Source organism: Pseudarthrobacter cellobiosi (assembly GCF_023913815.1).
In the GTDB taxonomy this organism is placed as follows: domain Bacteria; phylum Actinomycetota; class Actinomycetes; order Actinomycetales; family Micrococcaceae; genus Arthrobacter; species Arthrobacter cellobiosi.
Map to the genome: position 1 here is coordinate 1 of NZ_JAMXBK010000019.1, position 24,727 is coordinate 24,727.

Here is a 24,727-nt window from a genome sequence, read left to right on the forward strand (position 1 = left end):
CCGTACCAAATTCGGTCACCGTCCCAGTCGGCGCTGACGGGAAAGTCACGCTCTTCAACCGGTCCAACGGCACCACTCACCTCATCGCTGACGTCGCCGGGTATTACATAGCTGGAACCCCGGCCGTCCCCGGAGCGTTCGCACCTGTGGTCCCCTCACGGTTCCTGGACACCCGTGACACGGTCCCTGTCGGTGCCGATTCGGCAGTGTCCTTCAAAGTCGGCGGGGTTGCCGGGATACCGGCGAAGGTCTCGGCGGTGGTCTTCAACATGACGGTGACACAGCCCCAAGACTTCGGGTTTATCGCTGCCTACCCCTCCGGAACANAGCCCCAAGACTTCGGGTTTATCGCTGCCTACCCCTCCGGAACAACCCGGCCCAACGCCTCGAACGAAAACTTCTACCCGGGTCAGACCGTGCCAAACTCGGTCACCGTCCGTGTCGGGGGCGATGGAAAAGTCGCCCTGTTCAACCGTTCCAACGGCACGACCCACCTCATCGCCGACGTCGCAGGCTACTTCCTCTCCGGCACGCCGTAACGGTAGGAACCCGGGGTGGATCCAGCTCTCGCGGATCCAATCCGGGTAGTCAGTTCATCGCCCTCGCCTCGTAGGTTCGGAACACAACCACCTACGAGGCGAGGGCTATGCCCAAGGCCGCCGCGGCGAATCCCGCGGCCAGGTTGGCGCCGATATTCAGGACGGCGGCACCGAACCGCGACTCGCTCAGCAGCCGCACCGTGGCGGTCGTCCAGGAACTGAACGTGGTGAGCCCGCCCGCAAGGCCGGTGGCGACGGCGGCCTGCCACTCGGGTGCCAGGCCGAGCCGTCCGGTGATGCCGATGGAGAGCCCGATAATCAGGCACCCGGTCACGTTGACGGTGAGCGTGGCCCACGGCCAGTGCCGCGGCGTACCGCTGGCGGTGACAGCTTCACGCTGCGCCCCGCGGTGAGCGAACCAGCTGTCGACGGCGAAGCGCAGCAGGGCGCCCGCCATGCCGAACACTCCCACCAGGACCGCGCCCATCATGATGCTGCCCCCAGCCGGTCGGCCTGCAGCCGGTCAGCGAAAAGCCGCCCGGTCCGCCAGCCGCCGGCCGCAGCGCCCAGGCCAAGCAGTAGGGACAGCCCCAGGTAGGCAATCCACACGGGGTGCTCGCCGGCCCGGGCCAGCTGGTCCACCGAGAAAACCACAGCTGAGAACGTTGTGAACGAGCCCAGAAGGCCGGGCCCCAGGCCGGCGCGGAGCCAGAATGCCGTCAGCGGCCTGGCCATCCAGACCGTCGTCAGGGCAGCCAGCACAAAGCTGCCAGCTACGTTGATACCCAGGGTGGCCCAGGGCATTGCCCCCGCGGATTCCGGAAACGCGAGTCCCAGGCCGTACCGCAGTTCCGTTCCGGCCAGGCCGCCCACCGCCACGGCCAGCCAGGCCCGCGAGTGCGGGACGCGGGCGTTTGGCATTCAGCTGCCGCTGAGGGTGCAGCCGGCATGGGGGTGGTCGCTGTGGACCCAGAGCGCCGCGGTGACTTCATCCGCGAGGTCGTAGTCCCGCTTCCTGCCGGCGTTGCTGATCCGCACCACGAGGGCGCCGCCGAACGGCTTGCGGCCCACTACCTCCACCTCGGCGTCGAGGTCAATTTCCTCGGCGGAAAGATACCGCAGCAGATCCGGGTTCTCGTCGCTGATGCGGGTGATCCGGCCGGTGTGCCCGGGATCGAGTTCGCCGAGCAGATGGGCTTCGGGCAGCAGCACCGTGCCGTCCGCGGCGGGGATCGGGTCACCGTGCGGGTCACGTTGCGGGTTGCCCAGTTTGGCCGCCATGCGTTCAATAAATGTGTCCGACACCGCATGCTCCAGCAGTTCGGCTTCGTCATGGACTTCGTCCCAGCTGTAGCCGAGCTCCTGCACGAGGTAGGTCTCAATGAGGCGGTGCCGGCGCACCATGGACAGCGCCAGCCGTACTCCGGATTCCGTGAGGGTGATGGCGCTGTACGGTTTGTGGTCCACCAGGCCCTGGTCCTTGAGCTTTCGGACCATCTCCGAGACCGAGGAATTGGCCACACCCAGCCGCTGTGCGAGCTGCGAGGACGTGATGGGTTTGTCCTGCCACTCCGTGAAGCCGTAGATAACCTTGACGTAGTCCTCGATCGAGGAGGAGGGCGCACTGGTCTTCACGTCTCCAAGCCTACCCGGTGGTCGGTGGCCGTCACGCCTTTCCGGCCCGCCACGTCAGCGTCAGGTACGGCAGGCTGATGTCCTCGTCCACGGCGTGCCCCAGATGCTCATGCAGGTACCAGTCCAGATTGGCCAGGACTTTGCTGCGGGTCGATTCGCCGGCACGCAGGTAGTAGCTGCGGGACTTCGTCAGTTCCATGATGTCCGCCGTGCTGAGGCTGTCCTCCCAGCGCGTCACATGGCTCTCAAGGCCTTCAAACTCCGGCCCCACCACCGGGCGGAACCCGGGCTTGTAGACGTCGCCCGCGTGCATGATGCGGGACAAACGGTGGACCCACGGAACGGACGTGTCCAGCTGGTTCCAGATCAGCCCCAGCATTCCGCCGGGCCGCAGGATCCGCGCCAGCTCGGTGCTCGCCGGCAGCGGATCGCACCAGTGCCACGCCTGCGCAACGCTCACGACGTCGAACGCCGAGTCAGCGAGTCCCGTCGCCTCTGCCCTACCCTGCGTCGCGTCCGCCGCCGCGTAGTGGGCCCGCAGCTGTTCAAGCATGTCCGGCGATGGGTCCACGGCCGAAACCGCCAGGCCGCGTTTCAGCAGCAGGGCGGTGAACTTGCCGGTCCCGGCGCCCACGTCCACGGCGTCCCTGGCCCCGGCCGGGATCAGCCAGTCCGCTGATTCGGCAGGGTAGCCAGGGCGTACGCGCTGGTAATGTTCGCCGCCGTCCTGGAAGCTCTGTCCGAGTTCCAGACGGCGTCCGTGCTCAAGTCTGGGGCCACCCCGTGCCACGTGCGGCCTCCTTCAGCTGATGCCCATGCGCATCCTTCGAATTTACCGCATGGGCCGCAGCCGTCTGATCAGCCGCCCGGTCAGCCGGCCGCCTGGTCAGCCGGCCGCCTGGTCAGGTAAGCGTCAGTCAGACGTAAAAGCCCAGTCAGTCGTCAAGGCACGGCGCCGCGCCGGCCGTGCCGGGCGTGTTGGGCGCCCAGTGCGGGTAGGTGCGGGTGTCGTTGGCCGGAACCCAGCGGCCCGCGTCCACCACGTAGTCCCAGCCCAGGCCGGTCCGGCGGAGCTGTTCCAGGCCGGCAAGGAGCCGCTGGGCATCCTCCAACCGCGAACCCACGCCGAAACTGGCCCGCAGCGAACCTGACGGAAGGCCCAGGCGCTTGAGCAGCGGGTGCGCGCAGAAGCGGCCGTCGCGGAGGCCAACGCCATGCTCGGCCGACAGGTAGGCCGCCACAAGTCCGGCGTCGTACCCCGCCACGGAGAAGTTCACCACACCGATGGTCCCGGTTTCAGCGTCCGTGTCCGAGAAGATCTGGTGCACCGTGACGCCGTCGACCTTCCCGAGCCCGTCCACCAGGAATGACCTGATGGCCGCCTCATGGGCGTGCCAGCGGTCCTGGTCCAGGGACGCGATGACCTGGGTGGCACGGGCCAGGGTGGCCGCGCCCAGGACGTTGGGGGAGCCGCCCTCGTGCCGGGCCGGACCTGTGGCCCAGCTGACGCCGTCGAGCTTTGCCTCGCGGACGGCACCGCCGCCGGCGAGGTGGGGAGTACCGGCGTCGAGCCAGTCGGTGCGGCCCACCAGAACCCCGGAACCGAACGGCGCATAGAGCTTGTGGCCGGAGAAGGCGAGGTAGTCGACGTCGTCGGCACTGATATTGATGCGCCGGTGCGGCGCGAGCTGCGCGGCGTCCACCACGATGCGCGCGCCGTACTCGTGGGCCAGGGCGGCCAGGGCCCTGATCGGAAGGATCTCGCCGGTCACGTTGGACGCACCCGTGACCGCGAGCAGGCTGACGTTGCCCTGCTCAAGTTCGGCGCGGAGGACCTCGATGGTCCCCGCGATGGTGTCCGCGGCGACGACGCTGCGGTGTGGGACGCCCTGCCACGGCAGCAGGTTGGCGTGGTGCTCGATGTCCAGGTAGAGGACGTCACCATTCGGCCGCCCGTCCGTCGCCGGCAGGCAACCCGCCAGCAGGTTCAGCGAGTCGGTGGTGTTCCGGGTGAAGATGACGGAGTCGTCCGGGCGCCCGCCCACAAAGTCGCGCACGATGTTCCGGGCGTTCTCGTAGACGGAGGTGCTGATCTGCGACGCAAAGCCGGCGCCGCGGTGGACGCTGGCGTAGAACGGCAGGATTTCGTTGAGGTAGGCGGACACCACGGAGAGGGCGGGCGCGGATGCGCCGTAGTCCAGGTTTGCGTAGCGAACATGGCCGCCCTGGATCAGCGGCGCCTGGATCTCCGCGCCGGTGACAGCGGAGAGGGGCTGCCCGGCGATGGCGGCGGCCTCGTTGAACAGCGCAGCGGCGTTGACGGGGGCAGCGTTGTTGGGCGAGACAGGGTTGGGAGAAACAGTGTTGGGGGAGACGGTGGCAGCTGTCACGGAGACCTCACTCTAAAAGGACTCCCGGTACCGGGAATCCGCGCTTGCCGTGTCCATTCCGGACCGGCCTGGTCGTCACCCGGGGCACCCCACCGCGAATGGAGGGTTGCCGGCCAGCAAACCGGGGTTTAGCGCTGGCACTCGTGACCTGTTAAGAGCGTAGAACATCTGCCGCTGCAGAAAGGAAGCCGGCCCAATGTTAAGGACTTTGTTACGCGCGTTTGAGGAACCGCACATTTGTCGAAGATACGACGGCGGACGCCCCCTTGAGGAGGCGTCCGCCGTCGATAATTCGAAAAAAGTGCCTAGAGAAGATCGTCCAGGTCCGGGTTCAGCCGCTTGAGCACCTCTGAGTGCAGGATGGAGTTCGTGGCCAGAGCGTTTCCGCCGAACGGCCCGTCCTGTCCCTCCAGGGAGGTGAAGCGGCCGCCGGCTTCCACCACGATGGGCACGAGGGCAGCCATGTCGTAGAGGTTCAGTTCGGGCTCGCAGGCGATGTCCACGGAACCTTCGGCCACCATGCAGTAGGACCAGAAATCGCCGTAGGCGCGTGTGCGCCACACGTCCTCGGTCAGGCCCAGGAACTCATCCAGGTTGCCGCGCTCCTTCCAGCCGCCCAGGCTGGAGTAGGACAGGGAGGCATCCGAAAGCTTGGAGACGTCCGAGACCCGGAGCCGCGTTGCGGCGGCGAGGGACTTGCCCATGTACGCGCCGGAACCCTTGGCGGCCCACCAGCGCTTGCCCAGCGCGGGCGCGCTGACCACTCCCACCACGGGTTCACCTTCGTCCACGAGGGCGATCAGGGTGGCCCAAACCGGGACGCCGCGGACAAAGTTCTTGGTGCCGTCGATGGGATCAATGATCCAGCGGCGGGAGCCATGGCCCGAACTGCCGAATTCCTCGCCCAGCACGGCGTCGCGGGGACGCGAGCGGGACAGCTGGCCGCGGATGGCTTCCTCCGCGGACTTGTCCGCGTCCGTAACCGGCGTCAGGTCCGGCTTGGTCTCGATGCGGAGGTCCAGTGCCTTGAAGCGGCTCATGGTCTGGTCATCCACGGAATCTGCCAGCACATGGGCAAGGCGCAAGTCATCGTTGTAGCTCGAAGCGGGTTGGATCATGGTTCCAAACTACCGTCTCCGGACCGCAGGGTTGGGGACATCGGCGTTCCGTCTAGCCGATGCTGCCCAGTTCCTTGGTTTCCTGGCCCACCAGGCGGGGATCAGTGCCCAGCAGCCGCCGCAGTGACGCGAGCCTGGCCGGGCCTGTGGGGCCCGCCTGGCCGGTGGACACCCAGGCATCCACCCCGCAGTTGACGGCCGCGGTGTTGTGCTTGCAGCCACGCTCGCAGGCATCCGTACCCGGCTCCAGGTCCGGGAAGGACCGCAGGATCCGGTCCGGGTCCACATGGGCAAGGCCGAACGAACGGATGCCAGGGGTGTCGATGATCCAGCTTCCGGCCGGAGCTCCGGTCAACTTCAGGGCAAGGGCCGACGACGACGTGTGGCGGCCACGGCCGGTCACCGCGTTCACACCACCGGTGGCCCGTTCGGCCCCGGTGAGCGCATTGACCATGGTGGACTTGCCCACGCCGGAATGACCCAGCATCACCGAGACCTTGCCCTCGAGGTACGCGCGGAGCTGCGAAACTGCATCACTGTCCAGGCGGGCAGAGAGGCCGTCGTCGGAGCGGGCATCAATACCTGAGGCCTCGGAGTCCGACGTGCGGCTGATGATCACAGGGAAGTCCAGGTGCTCATAGTTGGACAACAGTTCCGCGGGATCCTTGACATCCGCCTTAGTGACGAGCAGCAGCGGCTCGATGCCGGCGTCGTAAGCGGCCACCAGGGCGCGGTCAATGAAGCCGGTGCGCGGCTCCGGGTTTGCGGCGGCCACCACCACCACGAGCTGATCGGCGTTGGCCACCACCGCACGCTCGATCGGATCAGTGTCATCGGCGCTGCGGCGCAGCAGGGTCCTGCGGTCCTGGATCCGGACCAGGCGGGCAAGCGTGTCGGGTTCCCCGGAGACATCTCCAACGAGGGAGACGAAGTCGCCGGCAACCACGGGGGAGCGGCGGAGTTCGCGGGCCCTGGCTGCGATGATGATCCGCTCGTCGCCCGAGTCCTCGCCGACGACGGCGGTGTAGCGGCCGCGGTCCACGGTGATGATGCGGCCCGTGACGGCGTCGTCGTGGCTGGGGCGGTCCTTCGTGCGCGGCCGGGAGCCCTTTTTGCTGGGCCGGATCCGGACGTCGGACTCGTCCCAGGAATCAGTGCTGCGTGCCACCAGTGGGACCTTCCGAGGTGTCGTCGGCAGCCGCGCCCTGGGCCAGCATGTCCGCCCACATCTGCGGGAATTCCGGCATGGTCTTAGCAGTGGTGGCGATGTCCTGGACCTCGATGCCCGGCACTGCGAGGCCCAGGATGGCGCCGGCGGTGGCCATCCGGTGGTCCGCGTAGCTGTGGACGACGCCGGCGTGCAGCTTCGCCGGGCGGATCACCAGGCCGTCGCTGGTTTCCTCCGCATCGCCGCCGAGGCGGTTGATTTCGGTGACCAGCGCGGCCAGCCGGTCCGTCTCGTGGCCGCGCAGGTGCGCGATGCCGGTCAGCCGTGAAGGTCCGCTGGCCAGGGCGCAGAGGGCCGCCACGGTAGGGGCGAGTTCGCTGGTTTCGTCAAAATCCGCACCCTTGATCTCTGGCCCGCCCGTGACGGTCAGGACGCCGTCAGCCAGGCTGACGTCCGCGCCCATGTCCGCCAGGATGCTGCGCCAGAGGTCTCCCACCTGGGTGGTGCCGGCGGGCCAGTCCGGGATCCGGACGGTGCCGCCGGAGGCCAGCGCGGCGGCCAGGAACGGGCCGGCGTTGGAGAGGTCCTGCTCGATGCGCTGGTCAAAGGCGCGGATGGGGCCCGGTGCCACTACCCAGTGGTTCGGCACCGAATCGTCCACTGATACACCCACGCCGCGGAGCACGGCAACGGTCATGTTGATATGGTCCAGGCTCGGCACGGGCTTGCCCACGTGCTCCAGATGGAGTCCGTCGGTAAACCTGGCGCCGACCAGCAGAAGGGCGGAGACGAACTGGGATGACGCACTGGCATCGATCACCAGGTGGCCGCCCCGGACTTCCCCGGTGCCTGCAACGGTGAAGGGCAGCGACGAGGGGGTCCCGCCGTCGTCCGCCGTGAGGGCCACCCCGAGGGCTTTCAGGGCCTCGATGATGGTGCCCATGGGGCGCTTCCGGGCGTGGGGGTCGCCGTCGAACACGCTCACGCCGTTGCGCAGCGCCGCAAGCGGCGGAACAAAACGCATCACTGTTCCGGCGAGGCCGCAATCAATGTGCGTCCGTGGCGACGGCGCCTCCTGGCTCAGGGGCGTGACCTCAAGGTCCGGCCCGTAGGCGCCGTCGCCGGGCACCTCCGTGATGGTGGCTCCCAGCTGGCGGAGGGCATCGATCATCAATGCAGAGTCCCGGGAATGCAGGGGAGCACGGAGCCGGGACGGCCCGTCAGCCAGCGCGGCAAGGACCAGGAACCTGTTGGTCAGGGATTTTGAGCCAGGCACCGTGACAGTGGCGTTGATGGGCCTGCTGGCGAAGGGGGCCGGCCAGTGCGGAACGGTGTCGGTGGAGTTGTGTGCGTCGGTGGCTGCGGGCGGGGTGGAACCGGTCATCCGTCCTTACGCCCCCGTTGCGTGTTCCACGGCGCGGCGCACGGCCTTGTCCGCCTTGTGTAGCTTCTGGCCGGTGGTCTTGCGGGCGCCGGCGGCAGTCTTCCGGGCATCCGCGGCGAGGTGCTCGGCACGCCAGGCCAGGCCAGGCTTGCCGGCGGTGTCCACCGAGGCCAGCAGGGCGCCACCGCTGAGGGAAATGTTCTTGAGCAGCTGGTTCCGGCGGGCCTCGCGGCCTTCCTTGGTGCTGATGTCCGCGCTGCGCCATTCCACAAAGGTGTTCAGTAGCGAGATGACGGTCAGCAGTGTTGCCGAGAGGCGGCTGAACTTGCCCAGGCCGAACAGCACGCCGGCACCCACCTGCGTTCCGCCGATCACGCGTGCCAGCATCTTTTCGTCGGCCTGGAACGGAAGCGACGCGGCTGCCTTCTGCAGGAGCGGCGAGAGCTGGGTGGCGGTGTCATCCGCGTTCTTCAGCTTGTCCAGTCCGGCGACTACGAAACTGGAAGCCAGCATGGGGCGGGCGAGAGTACGGACAAAGGACATGGGTTTCCTCCTGGCTGGACGAACCGCACCGGATGCGGCGGAGTCCGTTCTAGTCTTGCACTTTTGGGGAATATTTGCCTGCCGCCAGCGGTTATGGTTTGCGGGTCCGCCGAACACCGGACGAATTGACTCATCATGGATTGCCCGGCAGGTATTTGCCTGGAACACCATGGCCTGACACAGAGTGGAGTTGCCCTTGAGGTTACTGAAGGACGGGACGGAGCCCGCCGGACCCTTAGCACTGCAGACTCTGGAATCCGATCTTCCGGAGTACGGATCGCGGCGCGCCAAGGCCGTCACAGTAGACTTGAACGCAATGAGCACCCTGGATCCGGCCCTCGAGGCCATGTATGAGGCCTCCGAACGCGAAGCCAAAACAAGCAGCGAAGCCAATGCCAGCAGCGGCGCCAATGCCAGCAGCGACGCACCGGCAGGGAGTGACGCGCAGCCTGCAGCGGATGTCCCTGTGCCCGCTGGGCCTGCGCCCGCCGAGCAACCCGTGGATGTGGCCACCGAATCAGCGGAAGAACGCCGGGTCCGTTTTGAGCGTGATGCCATGCAGTACGTGGATCAGCTCTACTCGGCCGCCATGCGGATGGCCAGGAACCCCGCCGATGCGGAAGACCTGGTCCAGGAGGCCTACACCAAGGCGTTCTCAGCGTTCCACCAATACAAGCCCGGCACCAACCTCAAGGCCTGGCTGTACCGGATCCTGACGAACACGTACATCAATCTCTACCGCAAGCGGCAGCGCGAACCGCTGCAGTCGAACTCGGACACCATCGAGGACTGGCAGCTGGCCAGGGCGGAGTCGCACACGTCCCGCGGCCTGCGCTCGGCCGAGGCTGAGGCGCTGGACCACCTGCCGGACTCGGACGTCAAGCGGGCGCTCCAGGCCATTCCCGAGGAGTTCCGGCTGGCAGTGTACTTCGCCGATGTCGAAGGCTTCGCGTACAAGGAAATCTCGGACATCATGAACACGCCGATCGGGACAGTGATGTCCCGGTTGCACCGCGGCCGGAAAATGTTGCGGGACATGCTGGCGGACTATGCCGCCGAACGAGGATTCAAAGGCGCCGTCGAATCACAGGACACGGCCGCGACCACAAAACAGGAGAACAGGAAATGAGCGACTGCCAGGGATTGGGCGACTGCGATGACGCCCGGATGCAACGCATCTACGAATACCTCGACGGGGCGTTGACCCGCGAGGACATCACGGAAATCAAGACCCATCTTGATGAGTGCCCTGAATGCACCGAGCAGTACGACCTCGAGTGCGTGATCCGCACCATGGTGAAGCGCTCGTGCACCGAGGCCGCTCCGGAAAACCTGAAGAACGCCATTTTGGACCGGATCCACTCCATCCGCCCGGTAGACGCCTAACCCAAGCGGTAGCCGTCTGAAGGGACACCTGACTGCGTGGACGCCTGGCTGCGTCGATGCCCGTCAGTAGTACCGCAGGCGCCAAAAAGCAGCTCAAAGACGAAGGACCCCGGAAGCCGTGTGGCTTCCGGGGTCCTTCGCTTAAACCGATTTCCAAGCTTTAGCTTAGGCGTTGGGGCGCTTCCCGTGGTTCGCGCCGCCACGCTTACGGTCACGACGTTTACGTGCACGCTTGCTCATAGCTGGCCTCCTTAAATGTTGGTACTCAAAAGAGCTGCCCTCAAGTCTCCCACACCATGGGACACGCCGCGAAACCGAAACGGGCTGTGACCGGGGGCAACACCGACCCGGGGGCGCAGTCCGGCGGCTCAGCCGGGCAGTGAGTTGCGGATGGAGATGCGCGCCTGGTCCAGCACGGTCCTGACAGTTTCCAGCGTGACGGCGCCGAGCGGTTGCCGGGTGGCCTGAAGCCGCAGTTCCACGCGCAGGTCGTCTCGGAACGCCTGCAGCAGCATCTCCGCTTCCTTCAGCTCCCGGAACCCTTCCGAAGACTGGCGGCCGGCTTTCCTGAAATCGGCGGCCCGCGCCGTGGAACGGGCCGCCTCTGCCGTGGCCGCCAGGTCTGCCCGCAACCCGCGCATGTTGACGCGGATATCCGCCCGCAGGTTGTCCGCCAGGCGGCGGACGGAAGCGGAAATGTCGTTCTCGACTCCGGCGAGTTCCTCCCGGCGCTTGTTGAGTTCTGCAAGCCCCGCCGCGGTGATGCGGTAGTTGGTGCGGCGGCCTTCTGATTCAGTGGCGACGAGCCCTTCTTCCTCCAGCTTCCCAAGCCGGGGATAGATGGTTCCCGCGCTGGGGGAGTAGGTGCCGCCGAACCGTTCGCTGAGGGCTTTGATCAGTTCATAGCCGTGTTTGGGCCCTGACTCCAGCAGGGCGAGCAGGTACAGCCGGAGCGCACCATGGGCGAACACCGGAGGCATCAGTGCCCCGCTTCCGGGCTTCTTGCGTCGTCGTTGCGGGCCGGCTGGCCATGGAAGATGGACGTTTTGCCGGACACCGAGTTGGTCCGGACCAGCATCAGCTTCCCGTCCGGTCCGGCAATGGTTTCCACCTTGCCGCCGGGCTGCGAGTACTGCTGGTCATCAATCACCACAACGCCGCTGGCAGACTTCGCCACGATGTCCACCCCGACGTCATGGGGCAGCCTGATGGTGAGGTCGCCGGAGACTGAATTGGCGCCGAAGTCGTGGGTAAAGCCGAGCAGGTCAAAACTCATGTCGCCGCTGACCGTGTGAGCCCGGATGTTGCTGAACCGGCCGGATGCGGTGACCTCGCCGGAGACACTCTTGGCGGTCAGGACGCCGTCGTGGTTTCGCGCGATGACCTCGCCGCTGACGGTGTTGACGTGAAGTTCCCCGGACGTGCCGTCTGCCATCACAGAACCTGAGACGGTATTGAGCCGGGTGTGCCCGCTGATTCCGGACACAAGGCCATCGCCGCTGACCGTACCGGCCTCCACCTCGACGCCGGCCGGCAGGGCAATACTGATAACCGCTGAGTTGTTGCTGTTGTGGTTGACCGTGCCCATCAGGTTTTTGAACCAGCCCTGCGGGCCGTGCAGCTGATGGCGGACCTCGAGCCTGCCGTCCGTCAGTGTCACCGACACGGGATCGCCCTGGACGTCGTTGATCTCCACGCGGGCAACGGCGTCGGCATGGGTGACGACGTCGAACCTGCCGCGGACCATGCCCAGCTTCAGCGACCTGACGTTGTCAACATCGATGGTTTGCGGACCTGTGACGGTCCAGCTGTCCTCTGTCATGAATCCTCCAAAATCGCGATATATCGTGACTGATACTTCAAGATACAACGGACCGCTGGACCCGTCAAGATATATCGCGACTGGAAGGGTTGGGGATGCTTTACTCGGGGGCGTCCATGCCCAGCCATTGGAACCAGCCACGGTGGAGGACCAGCCAGGCCATCAGGCCATAGCCTGCTTGCCCGGGAGTGCCGGTGTTGGCCGCAAGGTCCTGGCGCCACTGTTCGTGGTTCAGCAGCGGAGAGAACGTGTCCACGTAGAGGTGCTTGCGCCTGGTGGTGACGTCAGCGAAGGCCGTGTTCAGATCGGCGAGCCGGCGGTTCTGGACCGGGTCCAGCGTGGGCGGCGGGCCCACCACAAACACCTCGATCCGGTTCTGCGTGGCGGTATCCAGGATGTTGGCCAGGTTCAGGCGGCTCCGGGCGGTGGAAAGGCCGAACTCGATGTCCCGGCCCGAGAGGCCGATCACCAGGCGGTTCTCGTGCTGGTCGCCGAACCGCCGCCCGGCCTCCTCCTGCCAGCGGGCAGCCAGCCCTTCCGTTCCTTCCTGGGGACAGGGGAGGGCATACGCTTCCATGACCATGCCGTCCTGCGGAGTGCGGGCCAACACGCGGCCCAGCCAGCCGAGGGCCCTGGGATCGCCCAGCCCGGCTAGCAGTTCATCTCCAACAGCTGCGATCCGCAGCTTCCTGTCTTCCACAAGTCCCTCTTTACGTCCGTGCCGATTGAGGCCAATCGGCGTGGCTATGATCCATCTTCATTAAACAGAACTGCCCGGCCGGAGTCTGGTATTTCGACGTCCGGCCGGGCAGCCACTGGTTCTACTTCCGTGCAAATGCCTGCTTCAGGAGTGAATCCTGCTCAGCTGCGTGCCGTTTCATGGAGCCGGCCGCCGTGGAGGCAGATGCGGGACGCGACACCAGACGGACGCGCCGATCCAGCGCATCCGGGAGGTTCAGGCCCATAAACGGCCACGGTCCCTGGTTGGCGGGCTCGTCCTGTGCCCAGACAACCTCGGCGTTCGGGTACTTGGCCAGCTCCGCTGCGATTTCTTCGTGCGGCAGCGGGTAGAGCTGCTCCACGCGGACAATCGCGGTGGTCTTGTCGTCGGTCTTCTGCCGGGTGGACAGGAGATCGTAGTACAGGCGGCCCGAGACCAGCAGCACGCGCTCGACGGCGTCTGCCGCCAGCTGCTCGTGGTCGCCGATGACGGGGCGGAAGGCGCCGGTGGTGAAGTCCTCGACGGACGACGCGGCTGCCTTGAGGCGCAGGAGCTGCTTCGGCGTGAAGATGATCAGCGGCTTGCGCGGCCTGCTGTAGGCCTGGCGGCGCAGCAGGTGGAAGTGTGATGCCGCCGTGGTGGGGTTGGCCACGATCATGTTCTCTTCGGCGCACATCAGCAGGAAGCGTTCGATGCGTGCCGAGGAGTGGTCCGGACCCTGGCCCTCGTAGCCGTGCGGCAGCATCAGGACCAGGGAGGAGCGCTGGCCCCACTTCTGTTCGGCCGAGGAGATGAACTCATCGATGATGGTCTGCGCGCCGTTGACGAAGTCGCCGAACTGCGCTTCCCACAGCACCAGGGCATCCGGGCGTTCCACCGAGTAGCCGTATTCGAAGCCCATGGCCGCGTATTCGGACAGCAGGGAGTCGTAGATCCACAGCTTGGCCTGGTCATCCGAGAGGTGGCCCAGGGGCAGCCACTCGTTGCCGTTGGCGCGGTCGTGGAACACTGCGTGGCGCTGCACAAACGTGCCGCGGCGCGAGTCCTGGCCGGCAAGCCGGACGGGAACGCCTTCCATGATCAGCGAGCCGAAGGCCGCGATCTCGCCAAAGCCCCAGTCGATGCCGCCTTCGCGGGACATCTGTTCGCGCTTTTCGAGGAGCTGCTTGAGCTTGGCGTGGACGGTGAAGCCCTCGGGGATCTGGACGTGGGCCTTGCCGATGTGCGCCAGGGTTTCCGGCGAAATTGCAGTGGAGGCCGGGGCGTTGGTGCCGGAGTCAGCCTGCTGGGCGATGGGACGCTCAATGTCGGCGACGGCGGCGGAGTCCGCGGTGATGATCGGAATGGGCGAGGTCTGGGCCGCGTGCGTTTCGGCGAAGACCCGTTCCAGCCGTTCCTGGTAGTCGCGGAGCAGCTGCTCGGCTTCTTCCTCGGTGATGTCGCCACGGCCGATGAGCGCCTCGGTGTACAGCTTGCGGACGGAGCGCTTGGCTTCGATCAGGTTGTACATCATGGGCTGGGTCATCGAGGGGTCGTCACCCTCGTTGTGGCCACGGCGGCGGTAGCACACCATGTCGATCACAACGTCCTTGTGGAACCGCTGGCGGAACTTGTAGGCGAGCTGGGCGATGCGCACCACTGCCTCGGGATCGTCACCGTTCACGTGGAACACCGGCGCCTGGATCATCTTGGCGACGTCCGTGGAGTAGGTGGACGAGCGCGACGACGACGGTGCTGTGGTGAAGCCGACCTGGTTGTTGACCACCACGTGGATGGTGCCGCCGGTCCGGTATCCGCGGAGCTGGGACAGGTTCAGCGTCTCAGCAACCACGCCCTGGCCTGCGAACGCAGCATCTCCGTGGACCATGAGGGGCAGGACCGGGAAGGCCTCGCCCTGGTCCAGGCGGTCCTGCTTGGCGCGGACGATGCCTTCGAGCACCGAGTCGACAGCCTCGAGGTGGGACGGGTTGGCAGCGAGGTAGACCTTGGTCTCGTTGCCGTTTTCCGAGGTGAACGTGCCTTCGGTACCGAGGTGGTACTTCACGTCGCCGGAGCCCTGCACGGAGCGGGGATCCTGGGTGCCTTCGAATTCGCGGAACACTTGGGCGTAGGTCTTGCCGGCGATGTTGGTGAGGACGTTCAGGCGGCCGCGGTGGGCCATGCCGATTGCAACTTCGTCCAGACCGTCGTCAGCGGCATCGGAAATGATGGCGTCCAGCAGCGGAATCAGGGATTCGCCGCCTTCCAGGGAGAAGCGCTTCTGGCCGACGAACTTGGTCTGCAGGAAGGTTTCAAACGCTTCGGCCGCGTTGAGCCGGGACACGATGCGCAGCTGCTCTTCGCGGCTCGGCTTCGAGTATGCGTGCTCCAGCTGGTCCTGGAACCACTTGCGTTCTTCCGGCTCCTGGATGTGCATGTACTCGATGCCCGTGGTGCGGCAGTAGGCGTCGCGGAGTACGCCGAGGATGTCGCGGAACTTGAGCATGGGTGCGCCGCCGAAACCGCCGGTGGGCCACTGACGGTCCAGGTCCCACAGCGTCAGCCCGTAGGTGAGGACGTCAAGGTCCGGGTGCTTGCGCTGGACATACTCCAGGGGATCGGTGTCCGCCATCAGGTGGCCGCGCACACGGTAGGAGTGGATCAGTTGCTGGATCCGGGCAACCTTGTTGATCTCGTCAGCGGGGTCCACCTGCAGGTCGGGGCTCCAGCGGATGGGCTCGTACGGGATGCGCAGTGACTCGAAGATGTCGTCGTAGAAGTTCTGGGCACCGAGCAGCAGCTGGTGCACAAGCTTCAGGAACTCGCCGCTGCCGGCTCCCTGGATGACGCGGTGGTCATAGGTGGACGTCAGCGTAAGGACCTTGCTGATGGCATTCTGCGCGATGATCTTTTCGCTGGCGCCCTGGAACTCGGCCGGGTAGTCCAGCGCGCCGACGCCGATGATGGCGGCCTGTCCCTTGGACAGACGCGGCACGGAGTGAACGGTGCCGATGCCGCCGGGGTTGGTCAGGGACACCGTGGTGCCGGAGTGGTCATCAGCGGTCAGCTTGCCGCTGCGGGCACGCTTGATCAGGTCTTCATAGGTGTGCCAGAACTCGGAGAAGTTGAGGGTCTCCGCTTTCTTGATGTTGGGCACTATGAGCAGGCGGGTGCCGTCCGGCTTGGGCATGTCAATGGCGATGCCGAAGTTGACGTGGGCCGGCTGGACAGCACTGGGCTTGCCGTCGATTTCGTCGTAGTAGACGTTCATCGACGGGAACTGGGCGAGTGCGCGGATCACGGCGTAGCCGATGAGGTGTGTGAAGGAAACCTTGCCGCCGCGTGCTCTGGCCAGGTTGGAGTTGATGACCACGCGGTTGTCGATCAGCAGCTTTGCCGGAATAGCCCGGACGCTGGTGGCCGTGGGGACCTCAAGGCTGGTGACCATGTTGGTGGCGATGGCCTTGGCCGGGCCGCGAAGAACGGAGACCACGTCCTCTTCCGGAGCCGTGGGTGCCTTGACGTTTTTGGGAAGCTGGGCGGGGATCGGCTGGGCCGTACTTCCGGGCTCGGTCTTCTTCGCGCCATCGCGGGCGACCGTAGCGGGAGCTTTCTTTGCCGCCGCGGGGGCGGCGGCCGGCGCTGCGGGCTGTGCGGCCGGCGACGTTGCCGGTGCAGCAGTTGCAGAAGCCGGAGGCGCCGGTGGTACAGCCGGCATTTCGCGGGTTGCTGGGTGGGCCACGGCTACTGCCGTGCTTCCGTTGGAAGAAGAACCGCTGCCTGAATCGAAGGACTCGAACAGGGGCCACCATTTGGTATCCACCGTGTTCTTGTCTTTCTGATACTGCTCGTACAGTTCGTCAACGAGCCACTCGTTTCCGCCAAATTCCTCTGGTAGACGGTGGCTAGGCTGCTCTGGCACTTGAAATACGCCTCTTCCATGAGTTTGATTTCTCTCTGGCCGCCACGGTGCCGCAGCACAACATTCGAACCAGTCTCTGCGTCCTGAACCCGGACCGTTGCCAGTCTAATGAGCATTCTGCGTTAACTGCCAATAACGGTGACCCGAATCATGGCAATGACGCGGAGATCACGGATTGTGGCGTCCGGAAGCTGTCCCTGCGCGGGTGTGCCAGGACCTCCGGGCAGCCATCCGGAAGGCGCAATCTGCTCCTGTAGACTGAAATTCTTATGGACAGTAAATCTAGGTGCCGGCCTGGGGGCTGTCAGCGGAGCATGAAGTACAGCACCGCGCAGTCCACCCGCAGAGCCGGCAAACCCCGAACACGTGCCCATCACTCTCCGTCAGTCCACCCCGGCGGAGCCCCTATGGAAACAGCATCGGCTTCCGCCGATCATCCTCCGCCGGGCAGTTTCCCCCGGATCCACATCGCTTCCCCCGATTTTCGGGCGGGATGCTGAATGGAGTGGTTGCTCCTCGCGGCAGGCCTCCTGCTGATCGCCGGCACCGGCTTTTTCGTCGCCGTCGAATTTTCCCTTATTGCCCTTGATCAGGCCACGGTCCAACGTGCCATCGATAACGGTGACACCGGTGCCGTCCCGCTGCTCAAGTGCCTGAAATCCCTCTCAACCCAGCTTTCCAGCTGTCAGCTCGGCATCACCCTCACCACCCTTCTGACCGGTTACGTGATGGAACCGTCGGTAGGGCGCCTCCTTGAGGGCCCGTTGGCCGCCGTCGGAATTCCCGAAGTGGCGGCGGCATCCGTTTCCCTGGTCATCGCCATGGTGCTGGCCACGCTGTTGTCCATGCTGCTTGGCGAACTCGTGCCCAAGAACATGGCAATTGCGCTGTCCTTCCAGGTGGGCAAGGCGCTGGCGCGGCCGCAGCTGGTCTTTACGGCCATCTTCAAGCCCGCCATCGTGGTGCTCAACGGCTTTTCCAACAAGGTACTGAATGTCTTTGGCCTGGAGGCCAAGGAAGAGATTTCCGGTGCCCGGACGCCGGCCGAGCTCGCCTCCCTGGTGCGGCGCTCCGCCGCCATGGGAACCCTCGACGCCGGGACGGCCAACTTTGTGGCCCGCACCCTGAACTTCTCGGCCCGGACGGCCGCCGATGTTATGACGCCCCGGATCCGGATGGAAACCATCGACGCCGACCAGCCTGTCTCGGACATCCTGGACGCCGCCCGGCGCACCGGGTACTCCCGCTTCCCCGTCATCGGGGAGTCCTCGGACGACATCAAGGGCCTGGTCCACGTCAAGAAGGCCGTTGCCGTGCCGTGGGACCGGCGGGCCAACCTGGAGGCCGGAGCCATCATGACCGATGTCCTCCGCGTGCCGGAGACCATCCACCTCGATGCCCTCCTGGCCGAGCTGCGCGAGGGAAACCTCCAGCTCGCGATTGTCCTGGATGAATACGGCGGAACCGCAGGCATCGCCACCCTTGAGGACCTGGTGGAGGAAATCGTCGGTGAAGTGTCCGACGAGCACGACAAGGTACGCCCGGGACTGCTCCAGAGCGCCTCCGGGGATTGGTACTTCCCCGGGCTGCTGCGCCCCGACGAGCTTTCCGAACAGATCCCGGGGCTGACCGTTCCGGACGAAGCCGCCTACGAAACCGTGGGCGGGTACGTTATGAGTGAACTGGGCCGGATCGCCGCAGTGGGGGACACCGTCGACGTAGGCGGAGGCACGCTGAGCGTGACAAGGATGGACGGCCGAAGGATCGAGCGGATCTCCTTCCATCCGGCGGCGCCTGAAGCGGAGCCTGTTCCGGAAGACGGGAGTGAACGATGAGTGACTGGGCCGGAATTGCCTGGCTGGTTGTCCTCCTGCTGGGTAACGCGTTTTTTGTCGGCGCCGAGTTCGCCGTGATGTCGGCCAGGCGCAGCCAGATTGAACCCCTTGCCGAGGCCGGTTCCAAGCGGGCACAGACCACGTTGCGCGCCATGGAAAACGTCTCATTGATGCTGGCCTGTGCGCAGTTGGGCATCACCGTGTGCTCGCTGCTGATCCTGCAGGTGGCCGAACCGGCCATCCACCACCTGATGGCGGCTCCCCTGGAAGCTGTCGGGCTGCCGGTGGAAGTTGCCGACGTCGCAGCGTTCGCCATTGCCCTGATGGTGGTGACCTTCCTCCACGTGACGTTCGGCGAGATGGTGCCGAAGAACATCTCGGTATCGGTGGCGGACAAGGCTGCCTTGCTGCTGGCGCCGCCGCTGATGTTTGTTGCAAAGCTGGTCAACCCGGCCATCGTCGCGCTGAACTGGTCCGCCAACCACATCCTCAAGCTCCTGCGGATTGAGCCCAAGGATGAGGTGAATTCGTCCTTCACGCTCGAAGAAGTCCAGTCGATCGTGCAGGAATCCACCCGTCACGGGCTGGTGGATGATGACGCGGGCCTGATCACCGGCGCCCTGGAATTCTCCGAATACACGGCTTCGAACATCATGGTTCCACTGGACGATCTGGTCATGCTGAAGGCGGCCACCACGCCGGTGGAGTTTGAAAAAGCCGTCAGCAGGACCGGGTTCTCACGGTTCCCCATGGTGGACGATGACGGCATGCTGTCCGGCTACCTCCACGTGAAGGATGTGCTGTCCATTCCCGAGTCGGACTACCAGCACCCCATCGCCGAGAGCAGGATCCGCTCGCTGGCCAACCTCGCGCTGGACGACGAAGTTGAAACGGCCATGTCCGTCATGCAGCGCACGGGCTCACACCTGGCCCGCGTGATCGGCGCGGACGGGCAGACCCGCGGCGTCCTCTTCCTGGAAGACGTGATCGAGCAGCTGGTGGGAGAGATCCGGGACGCCACACAGGCCACCGGCATCAGGAGGCTGGGCGAACCGAACGGTGACTGAGCGCGCCCGGGTACGGAAGGGACCGGCCCGGCTATCCTAAATAGGAATCATTCACATTTGGATGTAAGCTTTTTGGAGACGCAAAAGTCCATCCCTGTACTGAACTGAGGTTTCCGTGCGCCACCCCGCCGCCATCCGAACGTCCCTCGCAGCCCTCGCCGGGGTGAGCCTGCTGCTCACCGCCTGCGGCTCCGGAGGCGGCGCACCGTCGGCGACGTCCGGCGCCGACTCATCCGTCGGCGTCGTCGACGTTGTGGCCTCCACCAACGTGTACGGGGACATCGCCGCGATCATCGGCGGGGACAAGGTCAACGTCACCTCCATCATCACCAAGACCAGCCAGGACCCGCATTCGTACGAGGCCACCGCGCAGGACCGGCTGCTGGTGTCCAAAGCGGAACTGGTGATCGAGAACGGCGGCGGCTACGACGCCTTCCTCCACAAGATGGCCGACGACAGCAACATCGCGCACAGCAATATCGTCACGGCCGTGGAGGTAGGCGGCCTGGCGCCGGAGGAAGCGCACGCCGAAACGTCGCCGTCGGTTAGCGAATCAGCCGACGAACACGCGCACGAGCCCGGTGCATTCAACGAACACGCCTGGTACAGCCTGGATGCCATGGGCAAGCTCGCTGATTTACTTGCGGCCAAGCTGGGTGAACTGGAACCGGGCTCAGCCGCCCTGTTCACTTCCAATGCCGCAACCTTCAAAGCCGGGGTGGACGGCCTGGCCGGCAAACTCGCCGCACTGAAGGCCAACGGAACAGGCGCAGCCGTGGCCGTGACCGAACCCGTCCCACTGTACCTGCTCGAGGCAGCAGGGCTGGAGAACAGGACTCCGGCCGACTACACAGCCGCGATCGAGGAAGGCTCGGACGTTCCGCCAGCCGTGCTGAAGGCCGCCGCGGAGCTGGCAGGATCCAAGGACATCAGATTCCTCGCCTACAACGCGCAGACAGAGGGACCACAGACGCAGGCGCTGAAAAAGGCAGCCGAATCAGCCGGCGTTCCCGTCATTGACTTCAGCGAAACCCTGCCCGAAGGCAAGACGTACCTGCAGTGGATGACGGACAATGTTGACAACGTCAGCAAAGTTTTGGAGAAAAATAGTTGAAACCGGTGGTCAGCCTCCGCGGGGCGTCCCTGCAGTTCGGCAAACGCTTGCTGTGGGAGGATCTCGACCTGGATATCAGGCCCGGTGAGTTCTTCGCTGTTCTGGGTCCGAATGGCAGCGGAAAGACCAGTTTCCTCAAGGTTCTCCTGGGCCTTCAGGAACTGCAGTCCGGCCGGGCCACTTTGGGCGACCGTCCCGTGGAGCGGGGCAGCAAGCTGATCGGCTACATTCCGCAGCAGAAATCCTTTGCTCCGGACACCCCCATGCGTGCCCGGGACCTGGTGGGGCTCGGTGTGGATGGCCACCGCTGGGGGCTGCGGCTGGGCAGGTCCGGGGCAAACCGCAGGATCGATGAGCTTCTGGAACTGGTGGGCGCCAGTGAGTACGCCAAAGTCCCGGTGGGCCAGCTCTCCGGCGGCGAGCAGCAGCGCCTCCGGGTGGCCCAGGCGCTGGCCACGGACCCCAAGGTCCTCCTCTGCGACGAACCGTTGCTGTCCCTGGACCTGCACCACCAGCAGGCCGTCAGCGCGCTGATCAACAAGCAGTGCCACGCCCAGAACAGCGCGGTGGTTTTTGTCACCCACGAAATCAACCCCATCATCGATTACGTTGACCGGGTGCTGTATCTGGCCGGCGGGCGGTTCCGCGTGGGGACCCCGGAAGAGGTCATGACCACTGAGGTCCTGTCTGAGCTCTATGGCAGCCATGTGGAGGTCATCCACGCGAACGGGCGCATCGTCGTCGTCGGCCTGCCCGACGCGACCACGCACCACCATGCCGATGTCCACGCAACGGCGGGGGAGGTGGCCTGATGGATGCGGACAGCATCATCGGAGCGATCTTCAGCTTCGAGAACTACGGTGAGCTGCTGCTGCTGGTCCAGAACTCGATCTGGGCCGGGGCCGTGTTGGGCCTGCTCGGCGGGCTGGTGGGCACTTTCGTGATGAAACGGGACCTGGCCTTCGCCGTCCACGGCATCTCCGAACTCTCTTTCGCCGGGGCAGCGTTTGCGCTCCTTATCGGCTCGGACATCGTGTTTGGCTCGCTGATCGGCTCGGTGGCGGCGGCGCTGCTCCTGGGCCTGATGGGGGTCCGGGCACGGGACAAAAACTCCATCATCGGGGTGATCATGCCGTTCGGCCTGGGGCTCGGCATCCTGTTCCTCTCGCTCTACGAAGGCCGTGCCGCCAACAAATTCGGCCTGCTCACGGGGCAGATCGTCTCCGTGGACACCGTCCAGCTCCAGGTCCTCGCCGGCGCCGCCGTGCTGGTCATTGCGGCCCTGGCAGCCATTTGGCGCCCGCTGAACTTTGCCAGCGTTGATCCCGAACTGGCAGAGGCCCGCGGGGTGCCCGTGCGGACGCTCGCGCTGATCTTTATGGTGCTGCTGGGAGTCAGCGTAGCGCTGTCCATCCAAGTGGTGGGTGCACTCCTGGTGCTCGCATTGCTGATCACCCCGGCAGCGGCGGCGCTCCGCGTGACGTCCGCTCCCGTGGCCGTGGTGGCGCTCAGCGTTGTTTTCGCCGTCACGGCCACGGTGGGCGGAATCCTGCTTGCCCTGGGCGGGCGGATCCCCATCAGCCCCTACGTCACCACGCTGTCATTCCTGATATACGTGGTGTGCCGCGTCGTCGGCAGTGTCCGGGCCAAGAAGGGCATCAACGGCCGGCTGGTCCACGCCCGCTGACACGGGCACACGCCGGATGCTTCAGGTTGCGGCGGCGCAGGCCGTCAGAGCTTGCCGGCGGCCCTGAGGGCTGTGCACTCCGGGCACAGGCCGAAGATCTCCACGGTGTGCGCCACCTCGGTGTAGCCATGTTCGGTGGCGATCCGGGAGGCCCAGGTTTCCACCGCCGGGGCCTCGACTTCCACGGCCTTCCCGCAGTTGCGGCACAGCAGATGGTGATGGTGCCCGGTCACGGCACAGCGCCGGTAAACGGCTTCGCCCTCGCCGTTGCGCAGCACGTCCACGAGACCGTCGTCGGCGAGGGACTGCAGGATCCGGTACGCCGTTGCCAGGGAAACTGAGACGCCCTTGTTCTGCAGGATGCGGTATAGCTCCTGCGTGCTGACGAAGTCATCCAGCTCGTCCAGGGCAGCGCTGACGGCCACACGCTGCTTGGTGACGCGCTGCTCCTTGCCGGGCACACTGACGGTGCCTGCGCCGGATGCAGCGTTCGACGGCGTGGCGTCAGCTTTGGTGCCGAACGGCATGAAGGTACTCGCTTCCCTGAGGGACGGTGGCAATCATCAAGATTACCAGCCGGGGCTGAACAGCCGGACGCCCCTTGGACAGGCTTGGGGCCGGACCCTACGCTGGCGCTATGAAGCTGACAAAATACACCCACGCGTGCGTCCGGCTTGAGAAGGACGGCGGGGTGCTGGTGCTTGATCCGGGAACGTTCTCCGAGACGGCCGAAGCCCTGGCCGGGGCGCAGGCCGTGCTCATCACGCACGAGCACGCCGACCATGTGGATGTGCCGGCCATGGTCAACGCACTGAGCCGCTCTGACGTCCTGGCGGTCTTCGCGCCGGCCGGAGTGGCCGCCCATCTGCGGGAGGAAGCGCCGCAGGCTGCAGTGCGGATCCACACGGTTGAACCCGGCTCCAGTTTTGACGCGGCCGGCTTCAACGTGCGCAGCTTCGGCGGACAGCACGCACTGATCCACCCGCAGGTTCCCATAGTGGCCAACATCGGCTACCTGGTGGACGGCAACGTGTATCACCCGGGGGACTCTTTCATCATCCCCGACGGCCTCAGCGTGCAGACGCTGCTGGTTCCGCTCCACGCACCGTGGAGCAAGGTCAGCGAGGTGGTGGACTTCGTTATCGCCGTCCGGGCCCCGCGTGCGTTCCAGATCCACGATGGGCTGCTCAACGAAACGGGCCTGAAGGTCGCAGAATCCCATGTTGCCCGGTTGGGCCGGAAATACGGCACCGAGTACACCCGCCTTGCCCCGCGGGAATCGGTGGAGGTCTGATCAGCTACGCGTTCCAGACGCCGGTCTCGAAAAACCGGCGGATGACATCCTCATGCGGCTCGGGGTCCAGGCCTTGGCCGGACAGCCACGCCGGATTGTAGTAGTTGCCCGCATAGCGGTCGCCGCCGTCGCACATCAACGACACAATGCTACCGCGCTGTCCCTGTGCCACCATTTCCGCCACGAGTTGCCAGACACCCCACAGGTTGGTGCCGGTGGACGGTCCGGCGTGCAGGTCGGCGACGGTGCGCAGGTGCCGCATGGCTGCGATGGAGGCGGCATCGGGAACCTGGATCATGTGGTCGATGATGGCGGGCACAAAGCTCGGTTCCATCCGCGGGCGGCCGATGCCTTCGATCCGGGACGGCAGGCCGGTGCTGGCTCCACCAGTCCCGTTCACCCAGCCGGGGTAAAACGCTGAATTCTCCGGGTCTACCACCGCAAGGCGCGTGTCGTGGCCGCGGTAGCGCAGGTAGCGGCCGATGGTCGCGCTGGTGCCGCCGGTCCCCGCACCCACCACGATCCAGCGGGGGACCGGGTGTTCCTCCAGCGCCAGCTGACCGAAGATGGACTCCGCGATGTTGTTGTTGCCGCGCCAGTCCGTGGCCCGCTCCGCGTAGGTGAACTGGTCCATGTAGTGGCCGTTGGACGTGGCAGCGACGTCCGCCGCCGCGGCATAAACCTCTGAGGCATGGTCAACCAACAGGCACGAGCCGCCGAACTGTTCGATCAGCGCGATCTTCTCCGGGCTCGTCGTGCGGGTCATGACCGCTACGAACGGCAACCCCAGGAGCTGCGCGAAATATGCCTCCGAGACCGCGGTGCTTCCGCTGGAAGCCTCCACGATGGTGGTACCTTCGCGGATCCAGCCGTTGACCAGGCCAAAGAGGAACAGAGAGCGGGCCAGCCGGTGCTTGAGGCTCCCCGAACGGTGCGTGGACTCGTCCTTGAGGTACAGCTGGACGCCCCAGTGCTGCGGGAGCGGTACCGAGTAGAGATGGGTATCCGCGGACCGGTTGTTTTCTGCATTGATTTTTCTGATGGCCTCGTCAGCCCAGGCCCGGTCCGCGCTCGCGTTCTTCACCGGACCAGCCTACCGGCGGCGCTCCCTGCCAGCCGTTCT

At 65.6% G+C, this 24,727-nt stretch carries 24 protein-coding genes and 1 riboswitch; of the genes, 8 read left to right on the plus strand and 16 right to left on the minus strand.

What is annotated here, in order from left to right; all coding sequences use genetic code 11:
- Positions 1-630: 630 nt before the first annotated feature.
- The 9 genes from NG701_RS04745 to NG701_RS04785 form a co-directional block, all read right to left on the minus strand.
- On the minus strand, positions 631-1,029 hold the full coding sequence (locus NG701_RS04745; RefSeq protein ID WP_252564983.1) for a fluoride efflux transporter FluC: 399 nt from the start codon (positions 1,027-1,029) through the stop codon (positions 631-633).
- Positions 1,026-1,460: a fluoride efflux transporter FluC gene (locus tag NG701_RS04750; RefSeq protein ID WP_252564985.1), complete on the minus strand. Its 435-nt coding sequence runs from the start codon at positions 1,458-1,460 to the stop codon at positions 1,026-1,028. The genes NG701_RS04745 and NG701_RS04750 overlap by 4 nt, the downstream gene beginning before the upstream one ends.
- A complete protein-coding gene (locus NG701_RS04755; RefSeq protein WP_252564986.1) occupies positions 1,461-2,174 on the minus strand; it encodes a metal-dependent transcriptional regulator in 714 nt (237 codons plus the stop codon).
- 31 nt (positions 2,175-2,205) lie between these two features.
- Complete coding sequence (locus NG701_RS04760; RefSeq protein ID WP_252564988.1) at positions 2,206-2,964, minus strand: class I SAM-dependent methyltransferase; 759 nt, start codon at positions 2,962-2,964, stop codon at positions 2,206-2,208.
- A 145-nt stretch (positions 2,965-3,109) separates the two neighbouring features.
- The gene (locus NG701_RS04765; RefSeq protein ID WP_252565241.1) at positions 3,110-4,480 is read right to left on the minus strand and encodes an aminotransferase class V-fold PLP-dependent enzyme; all 1,371 of its coding nucleotides are present in this window, start codon (positions 4,478-4,480) and stop codon (positions 3,110-3,112) included.
- 119 nt (positions 4,481-4,599) lie between these two features.
- Positions 4,600-4,713, minus strand: a riboswitch (SAM riboswitch).
- Between the two features lie 156 nt (positions 4,714-4,869).
- On the minus strand, positions 4,870-5,682 hold the full coding sequence (gene hisN / locus NG701_RS04770) for a histidinol-phosphatase (protein WP_104061136.1): 813 nt from the start codon (positions 5,680-5,682) through the stop codon (positions 4,870-4,872).
- 52 nt (positions 5,683-5,734) lie between these two features.
- The gene (rsgA, locus tag NG701_RS04775; RefSeq protein ID WP_252564990.1) at positions 5,735-6,850 is read right to left on the minus strand and encodes a ribosome small subunit-dependent GTPase A; all 1,116 of its coding nucleotides are present in this window, start codon (positions 6,848-6,850) and stop codon (positions 5,735-5,737) included.
- A complete protein-coding gene (gene aroA / locus NG701_RS04780) occupies positions 6,834-8,234 on the minus strand; it encodes a 3-phosphoshikimate 1-carboxyvinyltransferase (protein WP_252564992.1) in 1,401 nt (466 codons plus the stop codon). The genes rsgA and aroA overlap by 17 nt, the downstream gene beginning before the upstream one ends.
- A gap of 6 nt (positions 8,235-8,240) precedes the next feature.
- Positions 8,241-8,777 (minus strand): DoxX family protein, encoded by a 537-nt coding sequence (locus tag NG701_RS04785; protein ID WP_252564995.1) that lies wholly within the window; start codon positions 8,775-8,777, stop codon positions 8,241-8,243.
- Positions 8,778-9,093: 316 nt separating this feature from the next.
- On the opposite strand from NG701_RS04785, the gene NG701_RS04790 reads away from it, so the two are divergent.
- Both NG701_RS04790 and rsrA read left to right on the plus strand, forming a co-directional pair.
- On the plus strand, positions 9,094-9,906 hold the full coding sequence (locus tag NG701_RS04790) for a sigma-70 family RNA polymerase sigma factor (protein WP_252564997.1): 813 nt from the start codon (positions 9,094-9,096) through the stop codon (positions 9,904-9,906).
- The gene (gene rsrA, locus NG701_RS04795) at positions 9,903-10,163 is read left to right on the plus strand and encodes a mycothiol system anti-sigma-R factor (RefSeq protein WP_185260958.1); all 261 of its coding nucleotides are present in this window, start codon (positions 9,903-9,905) and stop codon (positions 10,161-10,163) included. The genes NG701_RS04790 and rsrA overlap by 4 nt, the downstream gene beginning before the upstream one ends.
- A gap of 165 nt (positions 10,164-10,328) precedes the next feature.
- On the opposite strand, the gene NG701_RS21325 is transcribed toward rsrA, so the two are convergent.
- The 5 genes from NG701_RS21325 to NG701_RS04815 all read right to left on the minus strand — a co-directional run bounded on the left by NG701_RS21325 (position 10,329) and on the right by NG701_RS04815 (position 16,607).
- Positions 10,329-10,403 (minus strand): 50S ribosomal protein bL37, encoded by a 75-nt coding sequence (locus NG701_RS21325; protein WP_104061284.1) that lies wholly within the window; start codon positions 10,401-10,403, stop codon positions 10,329-10,331.
- Between the two features lie 128 nt (positions 10,404-10,531).
- Positions 10,532-11,143, minus strand: coding sequence for a PadR family transcriptional regulator (locus NG701_RS04800; protein ID WP_252564998.1), 612 nt, complete (start codon positions 11,141-11,143; stop codon positions 10,532-10,534).
- Positions 11,143-11,985, minus strand: a complete 843-nt coding sequence (locus tag NG701_RS04805; RefSeq protein WP_252565000.1) for a DUF4097 family beta strand repeat-containing protein — start codon at positions 11,983-11,985, stop codon at positions 11,143-11,145. Before NG701_RS04805 ends, NG701_RS04800 begins: the two co-directional genes overlap by 1 nt.
- 100 nt (positions 11,986-12,085) lie before the next feature.
- A complete protein-coding gene (locus NG701_RS04810; protein ID WP_099093407.1) occupies positions 12,086-12,685 on the minus strand; it encodes a GDSL-type esterase/lipase family protein in 600 nt (199 codons plus the stop codon).
- A gap of 121 nt (positions 12,686-12,806) precedes the next feature.
- Complete coding sequence (locus NG701_RS04815) at positions 12,807-16,607, minus strand: multifunctional oxoglutarate decarboxylase/oxoglutarate dehydrogenase thiamine pyrophosphate-binding subunit/dihydrolipoyllysine-residue succinyltransferase subunit (protein ID WP_252565001.1); 3,801 nt, start codon at positions 16,605-16,607, stop codon at positions 12,807-12,809.
- Positions 16,608-17,107: 500 nt separating this feature from the next.
- Here NG701_RS04815 and NG701_RS04820 point away from each other — a divergent pair, with 500 nt between their 5' ends.
- From NG701_RS04820 to NG701_RS04840, 5 genes are all read left to right on the plus strand, one after another.
- Positions 17,108-18,442: a hemolysin family protein gene (locus NG701_RS04820; RefSeq protein ID WP_252565002.1), complete on the plus strand. Its 1,335-nt coding sequence runs from the start codon at positions 17,108-17,110 to the stop codon at positions 18,440-18,442.
- A complete protein-coding gene (locus NG701_RS04825) occupies positions 18,439-19,509 on the plus strand; it encodes a hemolysin family protein (RefSeq protein WP_252565003.1) in 1,071 nt (356 codons plus the stop codon). Before NG701_RS04820 ends, NG701_RS04825 begins: the two co-directional genes overlap by 4 nt.
- A 115-nt stretch (positions 19,510-19,624) precedes the next feature.
- Positions 19,625-20,623, plus strand: a complete 999-nt coding sequence (locus tag NG701_RS04830) for a metal ABC transporter solute-binding protein, Zn/Mn family (protein WP_252565004.1) — start codon at positions 19,625-19,627, stop codon at positions 20,621-20,623.
- A complete protein-coding gene (locus NG701_RS04835; protein ID WP_252565005.1) occupies positions 20,620-21,435 on the plus strand; it encodes a metal ABC transporter ATP-binding protein in 816 nt (271 codons plus the stop codon). The genes NG701_RS04830 and NG701_RS04835 overlap by 4 nt, the downstream gene beginning before the upstream one ends.
- Complete coding sequence (locus NG701_RS04840; protein ID WP_252565006.1) at positions 21,435-22,310, plus strand: metal ABC transporter permease; 876 nt, start codon at positions 21,435-21,437, stop codon at positions 22,308-22,310. Before NG701_RS04835 ends, NG701_RS04840 begins: the two co-directional genes overlap by 1 nt.
- A 44-nt stretch (positions 22,311-22,354) precedes the next feature.
- Here the strand turns inward: NG701_RS04840 and NG701_RS04845 are convergent, their stop codons facing one another.
- On the minus strand, positions 22,355-22,837 hold the full coding sequence (locus NG701_RS04845) for a Fur family transcriptional regulator (protein WP_252565243.1): 483 nt from the start codon (positions 22,835-22,837) through the stop codon (positions 22,355-22,357).
- A gap of 110 nt (positions 22,838-22,947) precedes the next feature.
- Here NG701_RS04845 and NG701_RS04850 point away from each other — a divergent pair, with 110 nt between their 5' ends.
- The gene (locus tag NG701_RS04850) at positions 22,948-23,604 is read left to right on the plus strand and encodes an MBL fold metallo-hydrolase (protein WP_252565007.1); all 657 of its coding nucleotides are present in this window, start codon (positions 22,948-22,950) and stop codon (positions 23,602-23,604) included.
- Positions 23,605-23,608: 4 nt separating this feature from the next.
- On the opposite strand, the gene NG701_RS04855 is transcribed toward NG701_RS04850, so the two are convergent.
- Positions 23,609-24,688, minus strand: a complete 1,080-nt coding sequence (locus NG701_RS04855; protein WP_252565008.1) for a PLP-dependent cysteine synthase family protein — start codon at positions 24,686-24,688, stop codon at positions 23,609-23,611.
- Positions 24,689-24,727 lie beyond the last annotated feature (39 nt).

What these genes read in the sequence shown, in the direction of transcription:
- NG701_RS04805 (WP_252565000.1), bottom strand. Translation starts at nt 11,985, where the DNA reads ATGACAGAGGACAGCTGGACCGTCACAGGTCCGCAAACCATCGATGTT.
- aroA (WP_252564992.1), bottom strand. Translation starts at nt 8,234, where the DNA reads ATGACCGGTTCCACCCCGCCCGCAGCCACCGACGCACACAACTCCACC.
- NG701_RS04750 (WP_252564985.1), bottom strand. Translation starts at nt 1,460, where the DNA reads ATGCCAAACGCCCGCGTCCCGCACTCGCGGGCCTGGCTGGCCGTGGCG.
- NG701_RS04840 (WP_252565006.1), top strand. Translation starts at nt 21,435, where the DNA reads ATGGATGCGGACAGCATCATCGGAGCGATCTTCAGCTTCGAGAACTAC.
- hisN (WP_104061136.1), bottom strand. Translation starts at nt 5,682, where the DNA reads ATGATCCAACCCGCTTCGAGCTACAACGATGACTTGCGCCTTGCCCAT.
- NG701_RS04825 (WP_252565003.1), top strand. Translation starts at nt 18,439, where the DNA reads ATGAGTGACTGGGCCGGAATTGCCTGGCTGGTTGTCCTCCTGCTGGGT.
- NG701_RS04820 (WP_252565002.1), top strand. Translation starts at nt 17,108, where the DNA reads ATGGAGTGGTTGCTCCTCGCGGCAGGCCTCCTGCTGATCGCCGGCACC.
- rsrA (WP_185260958.1), top strand. Translation starts at nt 9,903, where the DNA reads ATGAGCGACTGCCAGGGATTGGGCGACTGCGATGACGCCCGGATGCAA.
- NG701_RS04800 (WP_252564998.1), bottom strand. Translation starts at nt 11,143, where the DNA reads ATGCCTCCGGTGTTCGCCCATGGTGCGCTCCGGCTGTACCTGCTCGCC.
- NG701_RS04850 (WP_252565007.1), top strand. Translation starts at nt 22,948, where the DNA reads ATGAAGCTGACAAAATACACCCACGCGTGCGTCCGGCTTGAGAAGGAC.
- NG701_RS04790 (WP_252564997.1), top strand. Translation starts at nt 9,094, where the DNA reads ATGAGCACCCTGGATCCGGCCCTCGAGGCCATGTATGAGGCCTCCGAA.
- NG701_RS04745 (WP_252564983.1), bottom strand. Translation starts at nt 1,029, where the DNA reads ATGATGGGCGCGGTCCTGGTGGGAGTGTTCGGCATGGCGGGCGCCCTG.
- NG701_RS04785 (WP_252564995.1), bottom strand. Translation starts at nt 8,777, where the DNA reads ATGTCCTTTGTCCGTACTCTCGCCCGCCCCATGCTGGCTTCCAGTTTC.
- NG701_RS04845 (WP_252565243.1), bottom strand. Translation starts at nt 22,837, where the DNA reads ATGCCGTTCGGCACCAAAGCTGACGCCACGCCGTCGAACGCTGCATCC.